We start from the raw sequence: 25,588 nt of genomic DNA, 5'->3' as shown, positions 1-25,588 counted from the left end.
GGATCGCTCTCGAACAAGGTCATGCCAAACGCGTCACCAGTGCCCCGTTTGGCATGACCCAGAACCGATTCGGTCGGGACTACACCCATGGGATATGGTTTCGTTCGCTCGCCCGGCAACGTGTGAGCAAGCCACGGGCTGTGGCGCAGCTTGGTAGCGCACTTGACTGGGGGTCAAGGGGTCGCAGGTTCAAATCCTGTCAGCCCGACCGAAGAAGATGCAGGTCAGAGGGTGCACCCGGGAAGCCGGAGGCACCCTCTCGCCGTCTCCCCCGACGGTCCACCAGGCAGCTGACCCAGAGCGGGCTCGGTCAGCCAGAAGCGTCAGGCAGCTCGAGCTCGTAGAAGTGGAGCGCCTCGTCGGTGCGCATGCGGCTGAACCCGGCGTGGACCAAGGTCATCTGCGACGCCACGTTGTCGAGGTCCGTGTCGGCGAGGAGGAGGCTCACGCCGTTCTCCCCCGCCAGGGCCACCAGCGCGGTCACTGCCTCAGCGGCATACCCGTGTCCGCGAGCCGAGGGAACGATTCCGTATCCGATCTCGACTCGTCCGTCGACGGGCTGTCCCTTGAAGCCAATCCCCCCGATGGTCACAGCGTCGTCGGCCCGAGTGATCCGGTAGAAGCCGAAGGGCCGCTGATCGCCGTGGCTGGTGGAAGCTCGAACGAAGGCGCCCACAGCACGACAGTCACCTTGGCTCGGGAAGTCGTCCGCCCAGGAATCGGTCGCGTCGGGTGTTCGCGCGAGAATGCGTTCCCCCTCGGCGACATCGATCGCATGCAAGTGAAGTCGTTGTGTTGATTCGTCGGGCATCGCGCCACACAAGCAGCCGGCGACCTCCGGTGCAACCCGGTTTCGCCGACATTGTGGACACCGCATCGTGAGAGAGTCTGATGGATGACGGATGCGACGGCCTTGACGCTGGACGAGCTGCGTGAGGTAGCGGCATACGCCGCTGCCTCTGCCGAACCGGCATTGCACCTGTTTGAGTCAGAACATCCCGAGGACGATCGACCCCGTCTCGCGCTGGACCGCGCCTTGGCGTTTGCGACCGGCGGCAGGAGAGTGGCCGCCCTGAGAGTCCTGGCAGCAGGTGCGCACCGCGCCGCACGCGAGGCCCACACCCCTGCCGCGGCGGAGGCGGCCATGGCCTCCGGACACGCGGCAGCGGCGGCATACCTTCATCCCTTGGCCCAGGCCACGCAGGTGAAGCACATCCTCGGATCCGCCGCCTGCGCCGCTCGAGCGTTCGAGCTCGTAGCGGGCGACGACCACGCTGTCGGCTACACAGAGATCGAGCGCGCACGAACTCGCGCCAGCACGACGGTCATCGCCGTCCTCAGGCGCTACCCACGAGCTCCTCGCGGCCGCAGTCGCACGGCCGAACTGCTGAGTGACCTCGACAGGGCCCTGCGCACCTGAGACACCGGGCGACCCGAGCGGGGCTCGATCAGGAGCGGCGGGAGCGCTTCTCGCGCACGCGCACCGAGACCTCGATGGGCGTGCCCTCGAAGCCGAACTCCTCGCGCAGGCGACGCTCGACGAAGCGGCGGTAACCGGCCTCGATGAACCCGGAGGCGAAGAGCACGAACCGCGGCGGCCGCGTCGAGGCCTGTGTTGCGAAGAGGATACGGGGCTGCTTGCCGCCACGCACGGGGTGCGGGTGACCGGCGACGATCTCACCGAGGAACGCGTTGAGGCGGCCCGTGGGGACGCGGTAGTCCCACGACTCCAACGAGGTCTCGAGCGCGGGCACGAGACGATCCATGTGACGACCGGTGGCCGCCGACACGTTGACGTGAGGGGCCCACGGGATCTGCACCAGGTCGCGCTCGATCTCACGCGCGAGGTAGTGACGTCGCTCCTCGTCGGTCAGGTCCCACTTGTTGTAGGCAATGACCAGCGCACGGCCGGAGTCGACGACCTGCTGGATGACGCGGACGTCCTGCTCGGTGATGGCCTCGGAAGCGTCGACGAGGACGACAGCGACCTCGGCCTTCTCGAGGGCGGTCTGCGTGCGCAGGGAGGCGTAGAAGTCGGCGCCGCGGGTCTGGTGGACGCGGCGGCGGATGCCGGCCGTGTCGACGAAGCGCCAGGTCTTGCCGCCGAGCTCGATGAACTCGTCGACCGGGTCGCGAGTGGTGCCGGCGACGTCATCGACGACGACGCGCTCGGAGCCCGCGAGTTTGTTGAGCATGGACGACTTGCCCACGTTGGGGCGGCCGAGCAGGGCGACGCGACGGGGGCCACCGCGCTGGTAGGCGCTGACGGCGGACTTGTCGGGCAGGACGGCGAGGATGGCGTCGAGGACGTCACCGCTGCCACGACCGTGCAGCGCCGACACGGGCCACGGCTGACCGAGTCCGAGGTTCCACAGGGCGGCAGCGTCGGCCTCGGTGCGCTGGTCGTCCACCTTGTTGGCGACGAGGATGACCGGCTTGCCGGAGCGACGGAGCAGCTTGACGACGTTCTGGTCGTCATCGGTCGCACCGACGACGGCGTCGACGACGAAGAGGACGGCGTCGGCGAGCTCGACGGCGATCTCGGCCTGCTCGGCCACGCGCAGGTGGATGCCCTTGGCGTCCACGGACCAGCCGCCGGTGTCGACGAGGGTGAAGTTGGTTCCGGTCCACTCGGCGTCGTAGGCCACGCGGTCACGGGTCACACCCGGCACGTCCTCGACGACAGCCTCGCGGCGCCCGATGATGCGGTTGACGAGGGTCGACTTGCCGACGTTGGGGCGGCCGACGACGGCGACGACCGGGACAGCACCCTCAAAGGGGTTGTCATCGATGTCTGCGTCGCCGCGGTCGACGAGCGCGAGGTCCTCGTCGCTCAGGTCGAAGTCTTCCAGGCCAGCACGCAGGGCATGCGTGACGGACTCCTCCAGCGACCCGTCGTCGGCCACGGTCTCGTCAGTCTTGGGGGTGTTCATGAGGTCCATTCTCCCTCAGATCACCGGGTGCTCAGTCCCGGAGGTCCGGAGGCACGTCCGCGGGGAGCTCGATGCCGTGACGGGCACTCGCGGCAGCGACGTGGTCGGCCAACGCAGCTCGGATCTCCTCCGCTGCCCGCTCCAGAGCAACCCGACCGGGTATGCCGGCCCACGCAGAGCGTGGGACCCGCGCTTGCGTCACGCAGACCGGCTCACCGAAGTCGACCACGAGCCTGCCGCGAAGCCTCGGCCACGACGCCGCGAGGTCCCCTGTGGCCCGGGTCCCGAGACAGGCGACGGGCACGACCGGAGCGGACCCATGCAGGGCGAGCCAGGCCACGCCCTTCTGCGCCTTCTCGAGGTCGCCGCGTCCCCGACCACCCTCGGGGAAGATGCCGACCACTCCCCCTCGATGCAGGACTGCCAGTGCAGAGGTGAGGGCGCGACGATCGCCCGTGCCCTGCTCGAGCGGGATCTGGCCACTCAGGTGCAACAGCGGACCGACCCCGAGTTCGAAGGTCGACGCCAGGACGAGGAAGTGCGCCGGGCGCGGCGCCAACCCGAAGACGACCGCACCGTCCAGATAGCCGGTGTGGTTGGCCGCCAGGATGACCGGCCCGACGAGGGGAACGCGATCGACTCCGTGCGCCTGGGCGGCATACAGGGATCGCACCAACGCACCGCCGACGTGACGACCCACGGTCGCCCGCCACCGCGGTGGTGGCGCCCCGGTCACCGGGCGTCGGGCTGGGCGTGACCGGCGAGGGATGCGACGACGGCGAGGACAGCCTCGACGCTCTCGTCGAAGTCGAGATCGGACGTGTCGACCGTGACCACGCCGTCGGCCGCAACGGTGAACTGTGAGACCGCAGAGTCGTCCCGGTCGCGGCGCAGCACCTGGTCGCGGGTCGCTGCGATGGCTTCTTCGTCGGCGGTGCCGTGGACCTCGGTCGAACGGCGGCGCAGGCGCGCCTCCTCGCTGGCGGTGAGCAGGATGCGCACCAGGGCGTCGGGCGCCACAACCGTGGTGATGTCGCGACCTTCGGCGACGACTCCCCCGGTGGTGTCGGCGATCGCGGCCATGCGGTCGCGCTGGGCCTGCTGCAGGATCGGGCGGACCCCGGTGTTGGTGGCGACCTTCGAGACCTCGGAACTGATGGCGGTGGTGCGGATGTCGGCAGTGACGTCCGTGCCGTTCACGACCACCCGTTGGTCCTCGGGATCGGTCGACAGCTCGAGCGGGATCGCCCCGGCGGCAACCACGACGGCCGCCTCGTCGGTGAGCTCGACGCCTTGGTCGAGGCACCACCAGGTGAGGGCGCGATACATGGCTCCGGTGTCGAGGTAGCCGACACCGAGCCGTCCAGCCACGGCCTTGGAGACGCTCGACTTGCCCGAGCCCGAGGGCCCGTCGATGGCGATGGTGAGTGGGGTCTGGTCGCGCGACATGGCGGTCAGCCTAGGCGTTGTTGAGGCCCCGATCGCTCGGGCCAGAACCGCAGAGCCCGTGTGCCACTGCCGATCTCAGCCGTGGAGCCGCCACCCGCGCTCCTCGAGCCCGTCGGCCAGAGCTGCTGCTGCGCCGGGAACGACGTCGATCTCGGCAAGCCCGAAGGCCTGACCCAGTCCGTGGTCGAGGTGGAACTCCTCGATGTTGGTCCCGGTCGCGCCGACGTCGGCGAAGAGGCGACCGAGCTGTCCGGGCTCATCGGGGATGAGGACCCGAACAGTCGTGTATGCCGTGGGGGCAGCTCCGTGCTTGCCGGGGATGCGTGCGTGGCCGGCGTTGCCTGCCGCGATGGCCCGGGCGAGGGTGCCGCGGGCGCCGGGTGCGTCATCGTCGGCATCGAGCGCGTCGAGGGCGGCGATGACGCCGGCGAGGTCGGTGGCGAGCGAGCCAAGGACGTCCCGCACGGCGGAGGCATTGCCCGACAGGATCTGGGTCCAGAGGTGTGGGTCGCTCGCAGCGATCCGGGTCACGTCGCGAATCCCCTGGCCCGAGAGGGCGACCGAGGACTCGGCCAGGTGCTCGAGTCGAGCCGCGACGAGGCTCGCCATGAGCTGCGGGACGTGTGACACCGAGGCGACCGCGGCGTCGTGTTCGGCCGGCTCGAGGGTGAGGACTTCGGCACCGACCGACCGGGCGACGTCAGCGACCATCTGACACGCCGAGTCCTGCGTCTCCTCCGTGGGAGTGAGGACCCAGGCACGCCCGTGGAACAGGTCCTGGCGACCGGCGACGGCACCGCTGCGCTCGCGCCCGGCCATGGGGTGCGAGCCGCAGAAGCGCGTGAGATCGGCTCCGCGAGAACGCAATCCGTCGATCACGGCTCCCTTGACCGATGCCACGTCGGTCACGACCGCGCGTGGCCAGCGCTCGAGAGCGGTGGCCACGCACGATGCCGTCACATCCGGAGGGGTGGCGACGACGACGAGGTCGGGGTCGACGTCCGCGGACGCCTCCCCCGCACCGAGATCGCGGGCCAGCGCGGCGTTGGTGCTCGAGATGTCCTCGAGCGTCACGGCGCGACCGGCAGACGACAACGCGAGTCCGAGACTGGTCCCGATGAGCCCTGTGCCGACGATGTGCACGCGCGCCGGGACCGGGCTCTGCGTCACATCCCCGCCGCGGTGTGAAGGTCTCCGACCTCACCCTTGGTGAGGCGACGGAACTTGCCCGGCTTGGTGTCGCCGAGACGAATCGGCCCGATCTGGGTGCGCACGAGCGAGAGGACGGGGTGGCCGGCCTCGGCGAGCATGCGACGCACGATGTGCTTGCGACCCTCGTGGAGGATCACCTCGACGATCGCCTTGCCCGGCTGGCTGTCGACCACGCGGAAGGAGTCGACCTTGACCGGACCGTCCTCGAGCTCGATGCCTTCGCGCAGCTTCTTGCCGAGGTCGCGCGGAACGGGCCCGCGGATCTGGGCGAGGTAGGTCTTGAGCACGCCGTACTTCGGGTGCTGCAGACGGTGAGCCAGGTCGCCGTCGTTGGTGAGAAGCAGCAGACCCTCGGTGTCCGAGTCGAGACGGCCGACGTGGAAGAGGCGTTCCTTGCGGTCACCGAAATAGTCACCGATGTCGATCCGACCGAGGTCGTCGTTCATCGACGTGACGACGTTGAGCGGCTTGTTGAACGCGAGGTAGACCCGCGTCTCGTCCAGCGTCACGCGCACGCCATCGACGTGGACGACCTGCTCCGAGTTGATGCGGACACCGAGCTCGGTGACGATCTGGCCGTCGACCTCGACCCGTCCATCGGTGATCATCTGCTCGCAGACGCGACGCGAACCCACTCCCGCCGAGGCAAGGAGCTTCTGGAGGCGGATGCCGTCAGGGTCATGGACGTCGATCTTGGGGACCTTGGGGCGGTCGGGCAGGTTCGTGGGCTGGCTCTTCTTCGTCGTGCCGACGCCGCGGGGACGTCCGGCACCAGCGTTGCCACCGGCACCAGCACCGGGGCGACCGCCAGAAGCGGGGCCACGGCCACCACTGCCAGGCTTTTTCGCGGGTCCGCCGCGTCGGCTCTGCGGCGGGGTCATGCCCGGCCGCTTTCTGCGATCTCGTCGAGCACGTCGACCTCCGGAAGGTAAGGGGCTAGGGCAGGTAGGTCATCGAGCGTCTGCAGTCCGAGGCGCTCGAGGAAGTAGGAGGTCGTTCCGTAGAAGGTGGCTGTCGACTCCTCGTCGGTGCCGACCTCCTCGATCAGACCTCGGGTGAGAAGGGTGCGGATGACGCCGTCGACGTTGACGCCGCGCACCGCAGATACGCGTGAGCGTGACACAGGTTGGCGGTAGGCGATGACGGCGAGCGTTTCGAGCGAGGCCTGGGTGAGCCTGGCCTGCTGTCCCGCGAGGATGAACTTGCTGACGACGGCCGCGTAGTCCGACCGGCTGTAGATGCGCCAGCCGCCACCCACCTGGCGCAGGGTGAAACCGCGCAGCTGCGCGGCATACTCGGCTTCGAGTTCGGTGAGGGCCGTCTCGACGTCGGGTACGGGAATCTCGAGGGCCGAGGCGATGTCGAGCTCGGTGACCGGCTCGTCGACCACCATGAGGACGGCCTCGATGGCGCTCTTGAGACCGCCGGGGAAGTCGTTGACGTCGAACGCCAACTGGTCCTGGGGGGCCTCCTCCAGGATGCCCTCGTCGGCAGCCTCGACGGTGTCTGCGTCGACGACGTCGGCGATGTCGGTCACGGGTGATTCAGTCATGGTCAGCCTCTCGCTGATCGGTGGTGTGTGCTGCGTCCTCGGGCGTCGCCAGCTCGGGCAGGGCGCCCTGGACCGGCGGCGCTTCGTCGGTCGCGCTGTCGTCGAACTCGTCGTCCACCTCGATGTCGCCCTCCATCGGCCCGGTCCAGCGGACCGTGAGCTCGCCGAGCGCCTCGGCCTGCTCGAAGGAGATGGACGACTCCCGGAAGAGCTCGAGCAGGGCGAGGAACCGGGCCACGATGACGAGCGTGTTGTCGGCGTCGCGCACGAGGCTGCGGAACGACGACACGCCTTCGCGGCGCAGTCGTTCGCCGATGATCGTCGCCTGCTCGCGGACGCTGACTGCCGGCGCGTGCAGGTGGCCGAGGCCGACGGTGTCGGGAATCTTCGGGGTCAGGGCCTGCGCCGCGATCATGGCGAGGGCTTCCGGAGTGATCGTCATGATCAGCTCCGGCAGGAGCTTGGCGAACTGCGGCTCGATGCCCGCCTGGCGCGCCGTCATCCGACCTGCCGTCGTCATCCGCTCGTCGAAGGTGCGGGCGATGTCCTTGAAGGCGCGGTACTGGAGGAGTCGTGCAAAGAGCAGGTCTCGCGCCTCGATGAGGGCCAGGTCATCCTCGTCCTCGGGGCCGGTCTGCGGCAGGAGCCGGGCAGCCTTGATGTCGAGCAGGGTCGCCGCGACGAGGAGGAAGTCCGAGGCCTGCGACAGGTCCCAGACGTCACCGCCCTTGGCCTGCTCGGCCTTGATGTGCGAGATGAACTCGTCGGTGACCTTGGACAGCGCGATCTCGGTGATGTCGAGCTTGTGCTTGGAGATGAGACCGAGGAGGAGGTCGAACGGCCCGGAGAAGACGTCGAGGTGAACCTCGAAGGCCGTCGTGGCTGCCCGTCGGGTGATGACTCCGCCGGGGGCCTCGGTCATGGTGTCAGGCTGCTCCGCCACGGGCGATGAGCTCTCTGGCCAGCTGGCGGTAGGCGCTCGCACCCTTGTGGGTGGAGTCGTAGGTCGTGATGGGCTCGGCAGCCAACGAGGCGTCGGGGAACTTCACCGTGCGGCTGATGACCGTGTGGAAGACGCGGTCGTCGAAGTGCTCGACGACGCTCGCCACGACCTCCTTGGAGTGCAGGGTGCGGCTGTCGTACATCGTCGCGAGGATGCCGTCGACCTCGAGGCGCGGGTTGAGCCGGTCGCAGATCTTCTCGATCGTCTCGATGAGCAGGGCCACACCACGCATGGCGAAGAACTCGCACTCGAGCGGGATGAGCACACCGTGCGCCGCCGTGAGCGCGTTGACCGTGAGCAGGCCGAGCGAGGGCTGGCAGTCGATGAGGATGACGTCGTAGTCGTCGAGGATCGGGCGCAGCACCCGGGCGAGGATCTGCTCGCGGGCGACCTCACCGACGAGCTGGACCTCGGCGGCCGACAGGTCGATGTTGGCCGGGATGACGTCGAGGTTCTCGACCTTGGTCTTGACGATGACGTCACGCACGTCGTGACCCCGCTCGGTGAGCAGGTTGTAGACGGTGACGTCGAGCTGGTGGGCCGGGATGCCGAGTCCGACGGACAGGGCTCCCTGCGGGTCGAAGTCGACGAGGAGGACCTTGCGGCCGTACTCGGCCAGTGTGGCGCCGAGGTTGATGGTGGTCGTCGTCTTGCCGACGCCACCCTTCTGGTTGCACATGGCGATGACCCGCGCCGGGCCATGACTGGCCAGCGGCGGCGGCTCGGGGAAGACGGGCATCGGGCGCCCGGTCGGGCCCATCTGGCCTCGGCCAGCGTCCTCGGTCCCGGGCAGGTGTCCGCTGGGGCTCGGGGTCCCGGTGGTCTCATCCACTTCGGTCACCACGGCCTCGATGTTCGACGAATCCATCTCTCTCCCGGAACTGGCGTGCAGGCGGTCAGCGTCCCGCTGATCGCCACGACACTATCAGCGCGCACGCGGATGGCTTTGTGCGTAGACCTCGCGCAGCTGCTGCACGGTGACGAGCGTGTAGACCTGCGTCGTCGTGACGGAGGCGTGTCCGAGCAGTTCCTGGACGACGCGCACGTCCGCTCCGCCCTCGAGCAGGTGGGTCGCGAACGAGTGGCGCAGGGTGTGCGGCGACAGGTGCCCACTGAGATCGGCGCGGGTGGCGGCGGCCCGCAGGATCGACCAGGCGCTCTGCCGCGAGAGCCGCGAACCGCGTTGGTTGAGGAAGATCGCGGGCGTGCCCTTGCCCTTGGTCGAGAACGTGCCACGACCGCGAACGAGGTATGCCGTGAGCGCCTTTTTGGCGTACGACCCCAGCGGCACGAGGCGCTGCTTGCCACCCTTGCCCTCGAGCCGCACGATGCCCGCGTCCATGTCGACGTCGTCGATGTCGAGACCCACGGCCTCCGAGATACGGGCACCTGTGCCGTAGAGCAGCTCGAGCAACGCCTTGTCGCGCAAGGAAGCGGGAGTGTCGCCCACCGCCGCAGCGTTGAGCAGCCGCTCCACCTCGCTGACGCTGATCGCCTTGGGCAACCGGGATGGCGGGGGTGGCGGGCTCACAGCGGCGGCGGGATCGGCGTCGACGTCACCTTCGAGCGCGAGGAACTTGTGCAGCCCTCTCACGGAGATGAGCGTTCGCGCGGCTGAGTTGGCGGCAAGGGCTGGATGGTCCTCATCGCCCTCGCGCAGGCGCGCCAAGAACTCGCTGACGTGCTTCTCGGTCACCTTGGCGGGATCGTCTATCCCGATGACGGCGAGGTATGCCGTCCAGCGAGCCAGGTCGCGCCCGTAGGCCTTGAGCGTGTTGACCGACAGACCCCGCTCGACGTCAAGATGCGTCAGCCAGGACCGCACGGCGCGGTCGACCGCGGTCAGGCGAGCACCTCGGCGAGGTCGCGGTGCTCGAGTCCGTGAGCGTCGGCCACCGGCCCGTAGACGACCTCGCCGGCGTGCGTGTTGAGGCCCTCGGCCAGCGCATGGTCGTCCCGCAACGCCTGCTGCCAACCCTTGTTGGCGAGCCGCACGGCATACGGAAGGGTGGCGTTGGTCAGAGCCCACGTCGACGTGTTGGGCACGGCCCCGGGCATGTTGGCGACGCAGTAGAAGATCGACTCGTGCACCTGGTAGGTCGGGTCCGCGTGCGTGGTCGGGCGGGTGTCCTCGAAGCAGCCACCCTGGTCGACGGCGATGTCAACGAGAACCGAGCCCGGCTTCATCGCAGCGACCATGTCGTTGGTGACCAGCTTGGGTGCCTTGGCCCCCGGGATGAGGACCGAACCGATGACCATGTCGGCCTCGAGCACCTGCTGCTGGACGGCGAGCGTCGAGCTGGCGAGCTGCTTGATGCGGTTCTGCCAGCGCCAGAACACCATGCGCAGCTTGTCGAGGTCGGTGTCGAGGACGGTGACGTCGGCGCCCATTCCGAGGGCGATGTTGGCGGCGTTCTGACCGGCCACTCCCCCACCCAGGACGACGACCTTGGCACTGGCGACACCGCCGACACCGCCCATGAGGACACCGCGTCCGCCGTGGGCCTTCATGAGGGAGTGCGCGCCGACCTGGGGCGCGAGGCAGCCGGCGACCTCGGACATCGGGTAGAGCAGCGGCAGCAGGCCGTTGGAGAGGCGCACCGTCTCGTAGGCGATGGCCGTCGTCTTCGCCTTGACGAGCTCGCGGGTGAGCGGCTCCTCGGCAGCGAGGTGGAGGTAGGTGAAGAGGGTGAGGTCCTCCCGCAGCCGGTGGTACTCCTGCTCGACGGGCTCCTTGACCTTCATGACCATCTCGGCCTGCGCCCAGACGTCGTCGGCCGTGTCGATGATGCGTGCGCCCTGCGAGACGTACTCGTCGTCGGAGATCGTGGATCCGAGGCCGGCGCCCTTCTGGACGAACACCTCGTGACCATGCTTGACGAGCTCGTGAACACCGACCGGCGTGATGCCGACGCGGAACTCGTTGTTCTTGACCTCGCTGGGGATACCAATGCGCACCTGCTGACTCCTTTGTCCTAAGGCTGCGGTGAGTGTGCCGCGATGCGAGTCTAGGTCCCGTGAAGCTCTATGCAGACCTGCCCGGACGACGACTCGTCCAGATCCTTGCCGACCTCGGCCTCCTCGCCTGGATCGCCCTGTGGGCGTGGGTGGGTCGCCGCGTCCACGATGTGACGATGGCGCTCGCCGAACCCGGTCGCCAACTCCAGGGCGCTGGAGTCGGCTTCCGAGAGAAGCTCAACGCCGCGGGCGACGGCGTCGACAACTTGCCCCTGCTCGATGACCGCATCGCCGGACCGTTCCGGTCCGCTGCCGGGGCGGGCACGGACATCGAGAAGGCCGGCACAGATCTCATCAGCGCGGTCGAACGACTGGCGCTCCTCATCGGGTGGACGACGGCGCTCGTGCCGGTTCTCATCGTCACGATCTGGTGGGCCCTCGCTCGAGGACGCTTCGTCCGTCGTGCCTCGGCCGCCCAGAAGTTCATCGACGCCGACGACGACCTCGACCTCTTCGCGTTGCGCGCGATGGCCAATCAGCCGATGGCAGCTCTGGCCAAGGTGTCGCCGGACCCGAGCGGGGCGTGGCGCCGAGGCGATCGCGAGACCATCCGGGCGCTGGCCCTGCTCGAGCTCAAGGACTCGGGGTTGCGGCCACCACGGACGGCTTGAGGTCCTCGGCTGGCGGCGCCCACGTGGCGGGGTCGGCGTCGACCTGGTCGCCGGATCGAATGTCCTTGACCTGGTGCGCGACGTCGCCACTCCCGGGGAACCAGACGAAAGGCATGCCGCGCCGGTCGGCATACCGGATCTGCCTGCCGAACTTCGCAGCACTCGGGGCGACCTCGCACGCAATGCCGCGGGCCCGCAGCGCCCGGGCGACGGCGGAGGACTCGCGTCGCGACTCCTCCTCGACGACGGCGATGAGGACGGCAGCGGGCGTGGCACGGGAGGCCGTGACAAGACCCTTGCCGATGAGCAGCCCGAGCAGACGGGAGACCCCGATGGAAATTCCGACCCCGGGGTAGGTCGTCCTGCCGTCGCTCGCGAGGGCGTCGTAGCGACCGCCCGAGCAGAACGACCCCCACGACTCGTAGCCCTCGAGCTGCGTCTCGTAGACGGTGCCCGTGTAGTAGTCGAGGCCGCGGGCGATCTTGAGGTCGGCGACCATCGCGCCGGGCGCGTTGTCGAGACCGCTCTGGATGACGGCGCTCAGGGCGGCGAGGCCCTCATCGAGGGTCGGGTGCTCAACACCCAGCGTGCGGACCTGGTCGACGAAGGAGAGGTCCTCGGTGCGGATCGCGGCCAGCGCCAGGCACTGGTCGGCCTGTTCGTCCGTGAGGCCGGCGTCGACGAGAAGCACCTTGACCTTGTCGGGTCCGATCTTGTCGAGCTTGTCGACGATGCGCAGGGTCTGCTGAATCTCTGTGATGTCCTCGATGCCGATTCCGATTCCCTGATAGAAGCCCTCGGGGATCTTGCGGTTGTTGACCTGGATCGTCATGCGACCGATGGGCAGCTTGCTGAAGACCTCGGCCACGACGAGCGGCATCTCGGCCTCGAAGTGCGGGCTGAGCTCGCCCACGTCGACGACGTCGATGTCGGCCTGGGTGAACTCGCGGTAGCGGCCCTCCTGGGGTCGCTCCCCTCGCCAGACCCGTTGGATCTGGTAGCGGCGGTAGGGGAAGGTCAGCTTGCCGGCGTTCTCCAGGACGAATCGCGCGAAGGGCACGGTGAGGTCGAAGTGCAGGCCGAGTTCGGGGTCCTTGCCGGATGACTCGCCGCGGTCCGCGAGCCGCGACACGGCATAGATCTCCTTGTCGGCGTCACCGCCCTTGCCGACGAGACGATCGACGGGCTCGACGGCGCGGGTCTCGAGCGAGGTGAAACCGTGCAGCTCGAAGGTCTCGCGGATGACGTCGAGGAAGTGCTGCTCCACGATCCGTTCGGCCGGGAGGAATTCGGGGAAGCCGCTGAGCTTGGTGACCTTCACGCGTTCAATCCTTGCAGGTAGGGGTTGGTGCTTCGCTCGCGGCGCATGGACGTCGCCGGTCCGTGGCCGGGGAGCACGAGGGTGGAGTCGGGCAGGGGCAGGACGACGTCGCGCAGCGAGCGTTCCATCGCAGCGCCGCTTCCACCGGGCAGGTCGGTGCGTCCGATGGATCCGGCGAAGAGCACGTCGCCCGTCACCATCGTGCGGTCGAGCTCCTCAGGAGCACGAACTCCGTCGGGAATCCGCCCGAAGCCGAACATGACCGAACCCTCGGTGTGGCCGGGCGCGTGCAGCACCTCGAGGTCCAACCCCGCGAGCGTCAACGACTCCCGGTCGGTCACCTCGATGACGTTGCTCGGCTCGGTCCACGTCGCCTTCTGTCCGAACTGCTGCTCGAGCATCCCGACGAGGCCGTCGCTCGCCGACCCGAGTGGGTCGGCGAGGCGATAGCGGTCATCCGAGTGGATGTATGCCGCCGTGTCGCCTCCGCAGACCGGTGTCACCGAGTAGACGTGATCGATGTGCCCGTGGGTGAGCAGGACCGCTGCCGGCTTGAGACGGTGCTGGGTGAGGACCTCGCGCAACGTCTCCTCGATCCCGATCCCGGGGTCGACGACGAGGCATTCTTCGCCCTCGCCCGTGGCAAGGACGTAGCAGTTGGTCCCGAAGGCTGCTGCGGGGAAGGCGATGGTCAACACGCGGCCCAACCTTAGAGGTCCACAGCCTCCGGCGATCGCAGGGAGTGCGAAGTTCCATCCGAGATGACGACGACGTGATCGGCCATCGCAATCGTGGCTGGGCGGTGTGCGACCAGAAGAACGGTGATGGTTCCCCTCAGGGAGTCAAGGATGTCGCGCAGTGCCGCCTCGCTGTCGGAATCCAGTTGGGAGGTCACCTCGTCCAAGAGCAGGACAGCGGGGCGCCTGACCAGCGCGCGGGCGACGGCCACACGCTGGCGCTCGCCCCCCGACAGGGACGCTCCGCGGTGGCCGACGAGGGCATTCACCCCAAGACCGCGGTCCACGAGGTGGCTCAACTTGACCTGTCGCAGGCACGACTCGATCTCGACGTCCGACACGTTGTGCGCGCCCATGCGGACGTTGTCCGCGATGGTTCCGTCGAGCAGGGTGGCGTCCTGGTCAACCCAGCCAATCTGCCTCCGCAGGGCCGCGAGCGACAGGTCCCTGACGTCGACGCCGCCGAGCCGAATGGCGCCAGAGTCCAGTTCACGCAGGCGCATCGTGAGGTCCATCAGGGTGCTCTTGCCTCCACCTGACGGGCCCGCGAGAGCGGTGATCTCTCCGGCCGGCACGGTGAACGACACGTCGTGCAACGGAGCGCTGGCGTCGTCATAGCGGAACGCCACGTCCTCGAACTGCACCTCGGCGGGCATGTCGCCCACCCCGGCGGGCGACGCCGAGTCCGGCCGCGGCGCCGTCATCAGGTGTTCCTGATCGAGCTGTCGAACCTGTCGAAGGCGCTGGAGGGCACCCATCCCCTCTTGCATGTCGGAGACACCCGAGATGAGCGACCCCAGAGGACCCGTGAAGTGAAAGAGCGCGAGGAGGAAGCCGACGAGCGCACCCAGCTCCAGGCTCCCCTTGGCCGCGAGCCAGCCCCCCGTCCCAAGGACGGCGACGAACGCGAACTGCGCTGCCAGGTCGGTGGTGACGACGATGGCCGCTCGGTGCCTCGCTGCCTCTTCACCTGCCAGTCGGGCCTCCCTGATGTGCGAGTCGAGCTTGACCAGCTCGACGTCCTCGGTTCCGAAGGCCTTGACGGCCCGGGCGCCAGCAAGGGTTCGATCCAACGCGGCGGCGAGGCCGCCGACAGCGGCCTGTGCGCGCGTGACCGCATCGCCTAGTTTGGGCAGGATCTGGGTCAGCACGACGCCCAGCACTCCCATCACTCCCAGCGCCACCATCGTCAGGGTCCGATCCAGGTACACCATCACCGCGACGGCGCCAACAGCTCCGACCGCGCCGTTGCCGACGCGCACCAAGCCCTGGGTGCTCGCGACACGGACCAACGAGGTGTCGACCGTTGCTCGGGCGACCAGGTCGCCGGGTGCATGCCGCGCCAATGACGACAGCGTGGCACCGACCATGTGGCGACCCACCGAGCGTCGAATGTCCTCGACAATCCGCTCGCCCTCACGGTCCACGAGCCAGGTGGACGCACCCGACAGGACGGCACTCACCAGGACCAGCACAGCCAGAAGCAGCACTGGACCCGGAGACCCGATCGAGCCAGACAATCCGTCGACCACGTCCTGAGCGACCAACGGCTGCACCAGGGCGGCGGCGCTCGACGCCAGGGCGATCAACAGGGCCACGCCGAGGACGCGCCGGTGGCCCTGAGTCAACCTCCACAAAGCGGTGGAACCACTCAATGAGACCCGCTCGTCAGGCACACTCCTCACCTGGCTCCCGACTCGTCGTCGGCGAAACGGTCATGATGGGACGGAACAGGGCCGTGGATTCGGGCTCTCCCACTGGCACTCCGTCGACCGAGACCCACGCGTGGGCGAGGAACGGCTCCATTCTGACTCCCGTGTGCCAGGTGGGCCAGACTCCGTGGAGTCGGCACAGGAGCGCCGTTGCGAGAGAGCGCTGCACGCATTGCTGGGCTGCACACCGCCGACTCACAGCCACAATGTTGGCGCGTGCTCGTGCAGCCTCGTCGTAGGTCGCGGGCCGTGCTCCCATCCGAGCGCCCTCCAGGACCCTCCTGATGGTTCGGGGTGGAAAGCGTCCGAGCGCGCGGGCGATGGCCACGGCCAGGAGGGCAGGCGGACGCGCGACCAGGGAGACCCGCTCCCGCTCCTCGAACATCGTGGGCGTCGTCATGTCGTCACCCCGGCAGCCTTCAGCGATGCGACGAACGCGGTGACGTCCGCCTCCACCTGACCGGAGTATTCGGGGTGATCGCTCTGAAGTTCCACGATGACGTCCGGAACACTGACGCCATCGACGAGTCGGGCGACAACGATGGCACCAACGCCATTGACGACGAAGTATTCGCCCGACGCCTCGTCCAGCAGGACCATGCCTTCGTCAGTTTCACTCACGGATACGTTCGCGCGCAGTCGTGTCATGGCTTCGCTCCCTCGTACACACGGCCCCGCATCGGGACGGACCGGAGCCAACTTTCGGCTGCCAGGGTCGTGAACAGCTGAATCATGGATGGCGGCGTTGGATGGTTTCCGAGGATGCTGGCTCGGAGCGCTTGCGGGTCCACCAATTCCAGGCTCCCGAGCCGCAAGTCGTCGCACCAACGAAGCATCTCGGCGCGATTGTGACGAAGGGCCACGTACATGTCGCGAGAGAAGTCGGCCTTGGAGGGCCTGCCAAGGAGTTCTTGCGGAACCCTGCCCACCATCGCTGCGACCAGAGTCGGCTTGTAGGTGCCTGGCGACACTCGGGCCTCGAAGGACGTCGCCATCTCGACCTCGATGACGCGGTCGTCGAGGAGCGGTGCGTGCCACCTGACTCCGGCTTCCCGGGTGATCTGGTCGCACCGTCGCATTGCCGCTCCGCACTGGCGAGCACCGCTCAGCAGCGCATGCTGGGCCCGCCACGGGGACAGCGGCGCGAGGGTGTCCGGCGTCTTGGTCAGCATGGTTCGGACCATGTCCTCGGCGTCATCGGTCATCCACGGTGCCAGCAGCGGCTGCGAGCCCCAGACGGATGTGCCCGGTGGACTCGAAGCCAAATCCTGCCGTAGGTCCTGGCTGCCTGCCCCGGCCAACCACTGTGAGTAGCTCGTCCTGTCGGCCAACAGGCGAAGGTGTCGGGCGGTCGTCCACCGGCGGTTCAGTCTGCTCGCTGTGGAGAGTCGGGCGTAGCGCAAGGCTCCCGACTGGAAGGCAGAGTGGTCGTTGGCCGGACCAACGTCGAAGACTTCGTCCCCACCGTGGCCGGTCAGGTGATCGCGAGAACCTGCCTGCGCGGCCCGGACGGCCGCCGCTGAGATGCCGGCTCGCGCCCGTTGCCACGCGAAAGGACCGTCTGCGTCCGACACGCTCGGTGGAGCTGGGTCGAAGTCGACAGGTGCCCCCTCCAGGTCCACCACCACGTGGCGGCCGGTAAGCGCCTCGGAGGCAAGTTCCGCCCACCTCCAGTCGTCGTGCGCCGGGTCGTTCGACCCTTCTCGGAAGGTCGTGAGTGCGACGTCCGCCCTGGCCGCCGCAAAGGCCACAGATGTGGAGTCGAGCCCGCCAGACAGGTCACAGCTCAACGACGAACCTCGGTCGGCCCGCGCAGCAACCGCATCCTCGATCGCTTCGGCAAGCAGGCTGGCCGCCTCCCGAGCGCCGAGAACGGCTTCTGGCGCCGACCACCACTGCGTGAACCTGATTTCCCCACCAGCGGAAAGAGTCACGGCCACATCGCAGTCGACCGCAGTGACGCCATCCCAAATGGTCAGTTGATCCAAGGGCCACGGCGGTGAGGGCGCAAGCAAATGTGCGGCCACACCTGACGTGGAGAGGGGAGAATCCGTGAACTCGGCGAGCATTGACGCAGAATTCGAGACGGCGCACACGTCATTGCGTCGGCCGTGAAACAGCTGGCACACCCCCGAGGCCGTCCCGTGCCCCCACGTGGCTCCGTTGACCGAGGCAAGAACGTAGAAGCTGCCGGCGGAGCGTCGGGCGAGGGTCGCGAGGCGCTGACGAGGAGACGGTGAGTTCAGGCAATCCGCCAGCTGACCAGAAGTGATGGACGAGACGCCCATGATGGCGATCGCCCCGTGCGGCGCCTTCGCAACCACCAGGTCATCGTTGGCCCAGTCACCAACCAACCACGGACGGCCTGAGGGGTGGAGGACACGTCGTGCGCCCCAGCCCTGCGACGCCTCAGGGCCTTCGGTCAGCTCCCGATCCGGAAGCAGCATGAATCTCACGTTGGTCCTTGTCGTCGTGCGAGGCGGCCCGTGAAGGGCACGGGCCGCCTCGACGAAAGAGTTGATCTACTCGGCGCCCTTGCGCCAGCCGTAGCGGTCGGCCCCGTTCCAACGAGGCGAACCCAGGGTCAGGCGCGAGAACGTGCCGACCTTCTGAATCTGCGGAGGCTCGTAGACCTTCGCCTTGGTGTCCTTGTTCATGAATGTTTCCTTCCATGGGACGAGCCGACTCTCGGCCGGATTTCAAAACGCTATTACGGACCCATGCGCACCGCGACTGGTAGAAAGTTCCACGAGATTGTGGCTTGCGCTGTTCCGCACAAGAGCCACATCGGCGGCCGTGTCGCCCCTCAGTGCGATTGACGGGAGCGATCTCCCTAGACTCTCCCGGGTGACGAAGAAGCAAGAACGCGACCGGGCACGGCGCAGGTGGGAGAAGCAGCAGGCGACGACAGCTGCTCGCGCCGAAAAGCGCGCGCGCAACAAGCGCGTCGGCGCCATCGTGGCGACGACCGCGATCGTGATCGCGCTGGTCGGTGGTTTGGCCGTGGCACTCAAGCCTGACACTCCCGCCAAGGCCCAGACGACCGCCGCAGGATGTGAACAGCCTCCCCAGCCGCTGGGCACGTCGGCCAAGCTCGAGCTGCCGGACAAGGCGACCGCCAAGGGCGCCACCTGGACAGCCACGCTGACGACGAACTGCGGTGACATCGTCCTGGAACTGGATGGCGCGAAGGCGCCCCAGGCGGTCGCGTCGTTCATCCAGCTGGCTCGCGCCGACTACTGGCTCAACTCCCCCTGCCAGCGGCTCGGCATCGGCGACAGTTTCAAACTGCTCCAGTGCGGCGACCCCACCGGGACGGGCGAAGGCACACCGGGCTACGGGTTTGGTGTGGAGAACGCGCCCAAGGACGGGAAATATCCCCGAGGGACCCTCGCCATGGCGCGGACGAAGGATCCGGTGAAGGGCAACGGGGGCCAGTTCTTCCTCGTCAATGGCGACACGAGCTTGCCGGACGCAGCTGGATACTCGATCTTCGGCACGATCACCAAGGGTTTGGATATCGTCGACAAGGTCGCCGCAGCGGGCGTTCAGCCCGGCGGCGAGTCCGCGACCATCGGTGCCCCCGTGGCACCCATCAGCATCCTTCGGGTTGCAGTGACAGAGAAGAAGGCATAGCCGTGAGCGACGAGACGACGAGCACCACCCCTGCGGACGAGTCCGTGGAGGTCCAGGCCGAGACGCCGCCGACAGAAGGTGAGGAGACTCCCGCCGAGGAAGCTCCCGTTGTCGAAGAGGCTCCAGTGGTCGAAGAGGCTGCTGCTGCCCCCGAAGAGGCTCCCGCCCTCGAAGAGGCTCCAGTGGTCGAAGAGGCTGCTGCTGCCCCCGAAAAGGCTCCCGCCCTCGAAGAGGCTCCCGCCGTCGCCGAGGAAGCTCCCGTCGTAGAAGAGGCCGCTGCCGCCCCTGAAGAGATTCCTGCCAGCGCCGAGGAACCTCCGGTCGTCGAAGAGGCTCCTGCTCCTGCGCCTGCGGCTCCCAAGCCGGCAGTGCCATCTCCTGCCGCACTTGCCTCCAGGATGGCGGCCCGTCCGACGCCTCCTGTGGCAGCAGTCGTGCACGAGCACTCCGACTCCGCCAAGTTCGGCAGGGTCGACGACGAGGGCCACGTGTTCGTGAAGGTCGGCGACGAGGAGCGTGAGGTCGGGTCCTACCCCGGCGCAACGCCCGACGACGCCCTCCAGTACTTCGCCCGCAAGTACGACGAGATCGCATCGTCGGCGGACCTGCTCGTTCAGCGTCTGGCCAACCCCGACGTCCCCGCCAAGGAGGTGGCCGACGGACTCAGCACCCTCAAGGACCACATCGCCGAGGCCCACGTCGTCGGTGACCTGGCCGCCCTCGAGGCCAGCGTGGCCTCGATCGAGGCCGGGCTGGCCAGCAAGCGCGAGACCGAGCAGGCCGCCCGCGCCGAGGCACGCGCCGCCGCGACGGTCGAGCGTGAGGCGATCGTGGCCGAGGCAGAGGCAATCGCCGGTCAGCACCCCGACCAGACGCAGTGGAAGCAGAGTGGCGAGCGGATGCGCGCGCTGCTCGACACGTGGAAGCAGCACCAGCGTTCCGGCACCAAGCTCGACAAGCCCACCGAGAACTCCCTCTGGCAGCGCTTCAGCCACGCGCGCAACCACTTCGACAAGGGCCGGCGCACCTACTTCGCCCAGCTCGACTCGACCCGCGCCGAGGCCAAGGGCACCAAGGAATCACTCGTCCATGAAGCGGAGGCCCTGGCCACGAGCCAGGACTGGGGTCCGACGGCGCGCGCGTTCAAGAACCTCATGGACCAGTGGCGTCAGGCCGGCCGCGCATCGCGCACCGAGGACGACGCCCTCTGGGAGCGCTTCAAGGCCGCCCAGGACTCGTTCTTCAACGCCAAGGACGAAGTGTCCGCGGCGGAGGAGGAGGAGTTCCGGGCCAACCTCGCCGTCAAGGAGGAGCTCCTCAAGGAGGCCGAGCAGATCCTGCCCGTGACCGACCTCGAGAAGGCCAAGGCGCAGTTGCGCACCGTCCAGGACAAGTGGGACGCGGCGGGCAAGGTGCCGCGGGCGGACATCGACCGCACCGAGAAGGCAATCCGCCGCATTGAGACGACCGTCCGCGAGCAGGACGAGAAGAAGTGGAAGTCCTCCAACCCCGAGGTCGCCGCCCGCGCCAACTCGATGGTGACCCAGCTCCGCAGCTCGATCGAGACGATCGAAAAGGACCTGGCCAAGGCCACCGCCGCCGGCAATGACAGATCCGTCAAGGACCTCACCGCCAAGCTCGAGTCGCAGCAGGTGTGGCTCAAGCAGGCCGAGGCCGCCGGCGACGAGTTCGGTTCCTGACCCCCCTTCCGACTTCGTGCCCCGTACGGACAACGAGCGCCAGCGAGTTGTCCGTACGGGGCACGAAGTCGGCAGTTCAGGGCTGGCGGAGGACGTCGCCGAGGAGGCGGGCTCCTTCGTCATAGCGGCCGGGGTCCGGCCCGCAGTAGGTCAGGCGCAGGTGTGGCCCAGAGGGCTCCGTCGGGAACCAGTCGTTGCCTGCACCAACCATGACGCCGAGGTCCCGACACCGGGCCGCCACGTCGCGGGCGTCATGGCCCTCGGGGAGCCTCGCCCAGAGGCTGAGGCCCCCTGACGGGATCGCGTCGAGGACAGCCTCGGGTGCATGGCGTCGCAGTGCGGTCACCAGCAGGTCTCGTCGGGCTCGCAGTTGCTCCCTGATTCGGCGCCCGTGAGTCGTCCAACCGGGCTGGCTGACGACGTCGAGCGCAGCAGTCTGGAGCACACCGGAGACGTACATCGACTCACCCGTGTGATCGGCGAGGATGCGACCGCGCACTGGGCCGCGAGCAATGAGGGCGGCAACTCGCACCGCGGGCGAGATGCTCTTGGTGAGCGAGCGCAGGTAGATGACGTGGCCCGAGTCGTCGGTCCCTGCCAGCGGCCTGGGCTGTGAGTCGATGCCAAAGTCATGGGCCCAGTCGTCCTCCACCAGGAACGCCCCGTGCGCCCGGACCACCTCGAGGATGTCTCGCGCTCGTTCCGGCGACCACTGGGCGCCCGTCGGGTTCGCCCACGTGGGCTGCGTGTAGAAGAGGCGGGCACCGGACTCCGCGAGGACCCGATCGACGTCTTCCGGCGCCGGCCCGACCGGCGACGAACGGACAGGGATCACGGTGACTCCGGCATGGCGGGCGGCAGAGATGGCGCCCCAGTAGGTCGGTGACTCCATCACGACCGGGCGCCCCATCCCACCTACGGCACGCAGGATCGAGCTCAGGCCCGTCTGGCTGCCCGGCACGATGATGACGTCGGCCGCCGTCGGGGCCGAGACCCCGGGCGCGGTCGCGCTCGCCAGCTCGGCCGCGAACCAGGTCTGCAGACCTGGGAGCCCAGCCACGGGTGGACGGACCAGCGCACTCGGCCCGCGGCCAGCCCGGGCAAGAGCCGCCCGAACCAGACGGTCCGGCAGCAGCTCCCCGTCGGGATATCCACCGTGCATCGAGATCATGTCGTTGGCGGCTTCGGTCAACGCCACGGGTGGCCGTGCGGAACTGGTGGTCCGTGCGCCGAGGGTCGTCGTCTGCCAGCCGTAGTCGTGTGCCCTCGCGATCGGCGCCGAACGCACGAACGTCCCGACGCCCGGCCTGCTTTCGAGCACGCCTTCGGCCGCGAGGAGGCGCAGCGCTCGCTGCACCGTGACCGGACTCGCATGGTGCTCCGCCACCAACTGCCGGGTCGACGGGAGGCGGCTACCGTCTGGGCTCGCCGCGATGAGCCGGCGCAGGCTCTCGATGATCTCCACGGTGCTATCGTCATTCATGACAGGCAACAGTAGCGCTACCCCCCGATCACCCAGTGCGATTCTTCACCCCGATCGAGCCGGTCTGCTGTGGGGACTGCTCGGAGTGCTCGCCTTCTCCTTGACCATGCCGCTGACGCGGCTGGCGGTCGAGTCGCTGCCTCCCCTGTTCGTCGGGGCCGGGCGGGCCGCCGTGGCCTCCCTTGCTGCCGGGACAGCGCTCGTCCTCACTCGCCAGGCGCGACCGTGTGGCGCGCAATGGCTGCGACTCGCGGTCGTCGCCAGTGGGATCGTCATCGGCTTCCCACTCCTCACCTCCTACGCGCTCACCACCGCACCGGCGAGCCATGGCGCCGTCGTCATCGCCTTGCTGCCGGCCGCAACAGCCACGGTGGCGGTGCTACGCACCGGAGAACGCCCGCCCCTGCGGTTCTGGCTGGCGTTGGCAGCAGCCACCGTCGCGGCCATCGTGTTCGCTGTGGTGCACGCCGGCGGGCTCGGCGGCGTGCACGTTTCCGATGCCCTGTTCTTCCTCGCGGTCCTCGCAGCAGCCGTGGGCTACGCGGAGGGCGGCCTCCTGGCCCGCGAACTCGGCGCTTGGCAGACCGTGTCCTGGGCCCTCGTCCTGTCGGCTCCGGTGATGACTGGCCTCACGCTCGTCTCGGCGGACGGGAGTATGCCGCGCGCAGACGCCGTTCACTGGCTCGCCTTCGCCTACCTCGGCCTGGTCAGCATGTTCCTCGGGTTCGTCGCGTGGTACCGCGGGCTGGCCATCGGACCCATGGCCAGCGTGAGTCAGGTCCAGCTCGTGCAGCCGATCATGTCCATCGCGTGGGCCGCCCTCCTCCTGGGTGAGGAGATCACGCCGGGACTCGTGGCCACGGGTGTCGTCGTCGTCCTCGCCGCCACGGCCGCGGTGCGGGTGCGGCTGGGCTCCAGCTCAGTTCTGGGTGATGCGGTAGGCGTCGAAGACCCCAGCGATGCCGCGGACACTGCGGATGACGTGGTCGAGGTGGCTGGGGTCGCCCATCTCGAAGGTGAACTTGAGGCCCGCCACGCGGTCCCGTGAGGTGTGCACCGAGGCGCTCAGGATGTTGACCCCGCTCTCGGAGAGCACGCGGGTGACGTCAGAGAGCAGGGCCGATCGGTCAAGCGCCTCGACCTGCAACTGGACGAGGAAGATGCTGTTGGCCGTCGGGGCCCACTCGACCTCGATGATCTTGTCGTCCTGGCTGAGCAGCGAGGAGGCATTGGTGCAGTCGCGGCGGTGCACCGAGACACCGGCGCCGCGCGTGACGAAGCCGAGGATGTCGTCGCCCGGAACCGGTGTGCAACATCGGGCCAGCTTGACCCAGACGTCGGATGTGCCCTTGACGACCACTCCGGGGTCACCGGCACGACGGCGCCGGTTGGAGATCGGTCGAGGCATCGTCACCTCGGCGAGGTCATCGCTCGACTCCTCACCGCCCTGGGCAGCCACGAGTCGCGCCACGACGTGCTGTGCGCTGACATGGCCCTCGCCAATCGCGGCGTAGAGGCCGTCGATCCCCTGGAGGCGCAACTCCTCGGCGACACCGGTGAGCGACTCCACGGACGACAGACGCGCCACCGGAAGGCTGCGCTTGCGCATCGCCTTGGCCAGCGACTCCTTGCCGTTGTCGATCATCTCCTCGCGGCGCTCGAGGGTGAACCAGTGACGGATCTTGTTGCGGGCGCGCGCGGACTTCACGAAGTTCAGCCAGTCGCGTGAGGGACCCGCCCCGTCGGCCTTGGAGGTCAGGACCTCGACGGTGTCACCGTTGTCCAGACGGGACTCCAGCGGAACCAGACGGCCGTTGACCTTGGCACCAATGGTGTGGTGACCGACCTCCGTGTGCACGGCATACGCAAAATCGACGGACGTCGAGTTGGCCGGCAGGCCGACGAGCTGCCCCTTGGGCGTGAAGACGTAGACCTCGCTGGCGTTGATCTCGAAACGCAGGGACTCCAGGAACTCTCCCGGGTCGGCGGTCTCCTTCTGCCAGTCGAGGAGCTGGCGCAACCACGCCATGTCGTTGGCGCCGGTGTTGCTGGTCGACGGACCTTCCGGACCGCCGCCCGCCTTGTCGTTCTCCTTGTACTTCCAGTGGGCCGCGACGCCGTACTCCGCGCGCCGGTGCATGGTGTGCGTGCGGATCTGGATCTCGACGGGCTTGCCCTCCGGACCGATCACCGTCGTGTGCAACGACTGGTACATGTTGAACTTCGGCGTCGCGATGTAGTCCTTGAAGCGACCCGGCACGGGCGTCCACCGGGCATGCATCGCGCCCAGCGCGGCATAGCAGTCGCGCACCGTGTCGACGAGGACCCGGACGGCGACGAGGTCGTAGATCTCGTCGAAGTCGCGGCCGCCGACGATCATCTTCTGATAGACGGAGTAGTAGTGCTTGGGTCGCCCGGTGACGGTGGCCTTGAGCTTGGCGGCGCGCAGGTCACCCTCGACGCTGGCGCGCACCGTTGCGAGGTACTCCTCACGAGCAGGCGCACGATCGGCCACGAGGCGCACGATCTCGTCGTAGACCTTGGGGTAGAGGGTCTGGAACGACAGGTCCTCGAGCTCCCACTTGATCGTGTTCATGCCGAGCCGGTGGGCAAGCGGGGCGTAGATCTCGAGCGTTTCGCGGGCCTTGCGCTGCGCGGACTCCTTGGACACGTAGCGCCAGGTGCGGGCGTTGTGCAGCCGGTCGGCGAGCTTGATGACGAGCACCCGGATGTCGCGCGCCATGGCGACGACCATCTTGCGCACCGTCTCGGCCTGCGCGGCCTGGCCGTAGGTGACCTTGTCGAGCTTGGTGACTCCGTCGACGAGCATCGCGATCTCGGCGCCGAAGTCCTTCTCGAGCTGATCGAGGTGGTAGTCGGTGTCCTCGACGGTGTCGTGGAGCAGGGCGGCAGCCAGGGTCGGCGGGGTCATGCCGAGCTCGGCGAGAATCGTCGTCACGGCCAGCGGGTGGGTGATGTAGGCATCACCGCTCTTGCGCATCTGCCCGTCGTGGGCGCGCTCGGCGACCTCGTAGGCCCGCTCGATGACCGACACGTCGGCCTTGGGATGCGTGAGGCGAACGCTGGTCAGCAGCGGCTCGAGGACCGGGTGGGCCGAGGGACGCGCACCACCGAAACGGGCGATGCGGGCACGCGCACGGGCACGATTCGAGGCAGATGCCCCGCTACGCACCGGAATCGGCGTGGTTTCCTCTGCCATG

General features: G+C 68.3%; 24 protein-coding genes, 1 tRNA gene and 1 pseudogene. 6 read left to right on the top strand and 20 right to left on the bottom strand.

The genetic code is table 11. From position 1 onward, the window contains the following. The first annotated feature begins 134 nt into the window (after nt 1–134). Nucleotides 135–208, top strand: a tRNA-Pro gene (locus ACFQRE_RS18170). Nucleotides 209–310: 102 nt separating this feature from the next. Here the strand turns inward: ACFQRE_RS18170 and ACFQRE_RS18165 are convergent. After that, nucleotides 311–811 (bottom strand): GNAT family N-acetyltransferase, encoded by a 501-nt coding sequence (locus tag ACFQRE_RS18165; protein ID WP_380125145.1) that lies wholly within the window; start codon nt 809–811, stop codon nt 311–313. Nucleotides 812–895: 84 nt separating this feature from the next. Here ACFQRE_RS18165 and ACFQRE_RS18160 point away from each other — a divergent pair, with 84 nt between their 5' ends. Next, nucleotides 896–1,420, top strand: coding sequence for a putative immunity protein (locus ACFQRE_RS18160; RefSeq protein WP_380125143.1), 525 nt, complete (start codon nt 896–898; stop codon nt 1,418–1,420). Nucleotides 1,421–1,448: 28 nt separating this feature from the next. Here ACFQRE_RS18160 and der read toward each other — a convergent pair whose 3' ends face one another. The 10 genes from der to ald form a co-directional block, all read right to left on the bottom strand. After that, on the bottom strand, nt 1,449–2,933 hold the full coding sequence (gene der / locus ACFQRE_RS18155) for a ribosome biogenesis GTPase Der (protein ID WP_380125141.1): 1,485 nt from the start codon (nt 2,931–2,933) through the stop codon (nt 1,449–1,451). Between the two features lie 31 nt (nt 2,934–2,964). Then, nucleotides 2,965–3,633 carry a lysophospholipid acyltransferase family protein gene (locus ACFQRE_RS18150; RefSeq protein WP_380125139.1) on the bottom strand — a complete coding sequence of 223 codons (669 nt, stop codon included), beginning with the start codon at nt 3,631–3,633 and terminating at the stop codon, nt 2,965–2,967. A 32-nt stretch (nt 3,634–3,665) separates the two neighbouring features. Then, a complete protein-coding gene (cmk, locus tag ACFQRE_RS18145; RefSeq protein ID WP_380125137.1) occupies nt 3,666–4,382 on the bottom strand; it encodes a (d)CMP kinase in 717 nt (238 codons plus the stop codon). A gap of 75 nt (nt 4,383–4,457) precedes the next feature. Continuing rightward, a complete protein-coding gene (locus ACFQRE_RS18140; RefSeq protein ID WP_380125135.1) occupies nt 4,458–5,552 on the bottom strand; it encodes a prephenate dehydrogenase in 1,095 nt (364 codons plus the stop codon). Further along, complete coding sequence (locus ACFQRE_RS18135; RefSeq protein WP_380125133.1) at nt 5,549–6,475, bottom strand: pseudouridine synthase; 927 nt, start codon at nt 6,473–6,475, stop codon at nt 5,549–5,551. The genes ACFQRE_RS18140 and ACFQRE_RS18135 overlap by 4 nt, the downstream gene beginning before the upstream one ends. Then, nucleotides 6,472–7,146 (bottom strand): SMC-Scp complex subunit ScpB, encoded by a 675-nt coding sequence (scpB, locus tag ACFQRE_RS18130; RefSeq protein WP_380125130.1) that lies wholly within the window; start codon nt 7,144–7,146, stop codon nt 6,472–6,474. The genes ACFQRE_RS18135 and scpB overlap by 4 nt, the downstream gene beginning before the upstream one ends. Then, entirely contained in the window at nt 7,139–8,068 is a 930-nt protein-coding gene (locus ACFQRE_RS18125) for a segregation and condensation protein A (RefSeq protein ID WP_380125128.1), read from the bottom strand. Before ACFQRE_RS18125 ends, scpB begins: the two co-directional genes overlap by 8 nt. Nucleotides 8,069–8,072: 4 nt before the next feature. After that, complete coding sequence (locus ACFQRE_RS18120) at nt 8,073–8,909, bottom strand: ParA family protein (RefSeq protein ID WP_380125859.1); 837 nt, start codon at nt 8,907–8,909, stop codon at nt 8,073–8,075. Nucleotides 8,910–9,074: 165 nt separating this feature from the next. Further along, a complete protein-coding gene (gene xerD, locus ACFQRE_RS18115; protein WP_380125126.1) occupies nt 9,075–9,974 on the bottom strand; it encodes a site-specific tyrosine recombinase XerD in 900 nt (299 codons plus the stop codon). Nucleotides 9,975–9,991: 17 nt separating this feature from the next. Continuing rightward, the gene (gene ald / locus ACFQRE_RS18110) at nt 9,992–11,107 is read right to left on the bottom strand and encodes an alanine dehydrogenase (protein ID WP_380125123.1); all 1,116 of its coding nucleotides are present in this window, start codon (nt 11,105–11,107) and stop codon (nt 9,992–9,994) included. A gap of 59 nt (nt 11,108–11,166) precedes the next feature. Between ald and ACFQRE_RS18105 the strand changes: the two genes are divergently transcribed. Further along, nucleotides 11,167–11,778, top strand: coding sequence for a hypothetical protein (locus ACFQRE_RS18105; RefSeq protein ID WP_380125121.1), 612 nt, complete (start codon nt 11,167–11,169; stop codon nt 11,776–11,778). Here ACFQRE_RS18105 and hisS read toward each other — a convergent pair. From hisS to ACFQRE_RS18070, 7 genes are all read right to left on the bottom strand, one after another. After that, on the bottom strand, nt 11,741–13,099 hold the full coding sequence (gene hisS, locus ACFQRE_RS18100) for a histidine--tRNA ligase (RefSeq protein ID WP_380125119.1): 1,359 nt from the start codon (nt 13,097–13,099) through the stop codon (nt 11,741–11,743). The genes ACFQRE_RS18105 and hisS overlap by 38 nt on opposite strands. After that, entirely contained in the window at nt 13,096–13,797 is a 702-nt protein-coding gene (locus ACFQRE_RS18095; RefSeq protein ID WP_380125117.1) for an MBL fold metallo-hydrolase, read from the bottom strand. Before ACFQRE_RS18095 ends, hisS begins: the two co-directional genes overlap by 4 nt. Nucleotides 13,798–13,808: 11 nt before the next feature. Continuing rightward, entirely contained in the window at nt 13,809–15,434 is a 1,626-nt protein-coding gene (locus ACFQRE_RS18090) for an ABC transporter ATP-binding protein (RefSeq protein WP_380125115.1), read from the bottom strand. A 70-nt stretch (nt 15,435–15,504) separates the two neighbouring features. After that, entirely contained in the window at nt 15,505–15,933 is a 429-nt protein-coding gene (locus ACFQRE_RS18085; RefSeq protein WP_380125857.1) for a lasso peptide biosynthesis B2 protein, read from the bottom strand. Nucleotides 15,934–15,944: 11 nt separating this feature from the next. Then, nucleotides 15,945–16,169 carry a PqqD family peptide modification chaperone gene (locus ACFQRE_RS18080; RefSeq protein WP_380125113.1) on the bottom strand — a complete coding sequence of 75 codons (225 nt, stop codon included), beginning with the start codon at nt 16,167–16,169 and terminating at the stop codon, nt 15,945–15,947. Between the two features lie 23 nt (nt 16,170–16,192). Then, the gene (locus ACFQRE_RS18075; protein WP_380125111.1) at nt 16,193–17,482 is read right to left on the bottom strand and encodes an asparagine synthase-related protein; all 1,290 of its coding nucleotides are present in this window, start codon (nt 17,480–17,482) and stop codon (nt 16,193–16,195) included. A 588-nt stretch (nt 17,483–18,070) separates the two neighbouring features. After that, the gene (locus tag ACFQRE_RS18070) at nt 18,071–18,205 is read right to left on the bottom strand and encodes a lasso RiPP family leader peptide-containing protein (RefSeq protein WP_380125109.1); all 135 of its coding nucleotides are present in this window, start codon (nt 18,203–18,205) and stop codon (nt 18,071–18,073) included. Between the two features lie 190 nt (nt 18,206–18,395). Here ACFQRE_RS18070 and ACFQRE_RS18065 point away from each other — a divergent pair, with 190 nt between their 5' ends. Both ACFQRE_RS18065 and ACFQRE_RS18060 read left to right on the top strand, forming a co-directional pair. Next, nucleotides 18,396–19,184 (top strand): peptidylprolyl isomerase, encoded by a 789-nt coding sequence (locus tag ACFQRE_RS18065; RefSeq protein WP_380125107.1) that lies wholly within the window; start codon nt 18,396–18,398, stop codon nt 19,182–19,184. A gap of 2 nt (nt 19,185–19,186) precedes the next feature. Beyond that, nucleotides 19,187–20,884 (top strand): DUF349 domain-containing protein, encoded by a 1,698-nt coding sequence (locus tag ACFQRE_RS18060; RefSeq protein WP_380125105.1) that lies wholly within the window; start codon nt 19,187–19,189, stop codon nt 20,882–20,884. Between the two features lie 76 nt (nt 20,885–20,960). Here the strand turns inward: ACFQRE_RS18060 and ACFQRE_RS18055 are convergent, their stop codons facing one another. After that, nucleotides 20,961–22,367 (bottom strand): aminotransferase-like domain-containing protein, encoded by a 1,407-nt coding sequence (locus ACFQRE_RS18055; RefSeq protein ID WP_380125103.1) that lies wholly within the window; start codon nt 22,365–22,367, stop codon nt 20,961–20,963. On the opposite strand from ACFQRE_RS18055, the pseudogene ACFQRE_RS18050 reads away from it, so the two are divergent. After that, nucleotides 22,366–23,277 (top strand): annotated as a pseudogene (locus ACFQRE_RS18050) (DMT family transporter); the annotation flags it as partial. The gene ACFQRE_RS18055 and the pseudogene ACFQRE_RS18050 overlap by 2 nt on opposite strands. A 9-nt stretch (nt 23,278–23,286) precedes the next feature. Here ACFQRE_RS18050 and ACFQRE_RS18045 read toward each other — a convergent pair. Beyond that, entirely contained in the window at nt 23,287–25,587 is a 2,301-nt protein-coding gene (locus ACFQRE_RS18045) for a RelA/SpoT family protein (RefSeq protein ID WP_380125101.1), read from the bottom strand. Nucleotide 25,588: the final 1 nt, after the last annotated feature.

The sequence above is a fragment of the Knoellia pratensis genome, from assembly GCF_042666395.1.
GTDB lineage: Bacteria > Actinomycetota > Actinomycetes > Actinomycetales > Dermatophilaceae > Knoellia > Knoellia pratensis.
This window is presented reverse-complemented; position numbering and strand designations above follow the sequence as displayed.